The 1,699-nt window shown below is 64.9% G+C and carries 1 protein-coding gene; it reads left to right on the top strand.

Annotation, left to right across the window (positions count from 1 at the left end):
• Nucleotides 1–1,699, top strand: a 1,699-nt coding sequence (gene acs / locus Q4543_RS24290; RefSeq protein WP_303442708.1) for an acetate--CoA ligase, incomplete at both ends; no start/stop codon positions are given.

Consider the following 1,699-nt stretch of genomic DNA (forward strand, 5'->3'; position numbering starts at 1 on the left):
CCACCTACGCCCCGACGCCCGAGTTTGCGGCCAAGGCGCATGTCGGCGCGGCGCAGTATGATGAGATGTATGCGCGTTCGCTCAGCGATCCGGACGGGTTCTGGGGCGAGCAGGCGCAGCGGCTCGACTGGATGGCGCGCCCGACCCGGATCAAGGACACCTGCTTCGATTTCGGCAAGGTCAGCATCAAGTGGTTCGAGGATGGCGTGCTCAACGTCGCCTATAATTGCGTCGACCGCCACCTGCCGGCCCGCGCCAACCAGACCGCCATCATCTTCGAGCCGGACAACCCCGAAGACCCGGCCCAGCACATCACCTATGCCCAGCTTTACGACAAGGTGAACCGCATGGCCAACGTCCTGCTGAGCCAGGGTGTCATGCGCGGCGATCGCGTTGTCATCTACCTGCCGATGATCCCCGAGGCGGCCTATGCCATGCTCGCCTGCGCGCGGATCGGCGCCATCCATTCCATTGTCTTTGCGGGCTTTTCCCCCGACGCGCTGGCCAACCGCATCAATGATTGCGGCGCCAAGATCGTCATCACCGCCGACACCGCCCCGCGCGGCGGGCGGCGCACCGCGCTGAAATCCAACGCCGATGCCGCCCTGCTGCACTGCAGCGACAAGGTGCGCTGCCTCGTGGTAAAGCACACCGGCGATCAGACCAGCTGGATTCAGGGTCGCGATGTCGATCTCAACTACCTGATGGAGCACGCCGCCCCCGATTGCCCGCCGCGGCCGATGAACGCCGAGGATCCGCTGTTCATTCTTTATACCTCGGGCTCGACCGGCAAACCCAAGGGCGTGGTGCACAGCTCTGCTGGCTACCTGCTTTACGCCGCGATGACACAAGAAATGGTGTTCGACTACCATGAGGGCGACATCTACTGGTGTACCGCCGATGTCGGCTGGGTCACCGGGCACAGCTATATCGTCTATGGTCCGCTCGCCAACGGCGCCACCACGCTGATGTTCGAAGGCGTGCCGACCTGGCCCGATGCGTCCCGCTTTTGGCAGGTTTGTGAAAAGCACAAGGTCAACCAGTTCTACACCGCCCCCACCGCCCTGCGCGCGCTGATGGGCCAGGGCGACAGCTTTGTCGAAGGCTGCGATCTGTCCAGCCTCAAGCTGCTCGGCACCGTCGGCGAGCCGATCAACCCCGAGGCGTGGAACTGGTATAATGACAAGATCGGCGGCGGGCGCTGCCCGATCGTCGACACCTGGTGGCAGACCGAAACCGGCGGCCACCTGATGACCCCGCTGCCCGGCGCCCATGCCACCAAGCCCGGCGCGGCGATGAAGCCGTTCTTCGGCATCAAGCCGGTGGTGCTGGAACCCACCAGCGGCGAGATCATCGAGGCCCGCCCGACCGAAGGCGTGCTGGCCATCGCCGACAGCTGGCCGGGCCAGATGCGCACGGTCTGGGGCGATCACGAGCGCTTCGAGCAGACCTATTTCCAGCAATACAAGGGCTATTACTTCTCGGGCGACGGCTGCCGCGCCGACGCCGATGGCGATTACTGGATCACCGGCCGGGTCGATGACGTGATCAACGTCAGCGGGCACCGGATGGGCACCGCCGAGGTGGAATCGGCGCTGGTCGCCCACGCCAAGGTCGCCGAAGCGGCGGTGGTCGGCTACCCGCACCCGGTCAAGGGTCAGGGCATCTATTGCTACGTGACGCTGATGAACGATGTGGA

It is taken from the genome of Salipiger sp. 1_MG-2023, from assembly GCF_030547555.1.
Lineage (GTDB): Bacteria > Pseudomonadota > Alphaproteobacteria > Rhodobacterales > Rhodobacteraceae > Salipiger.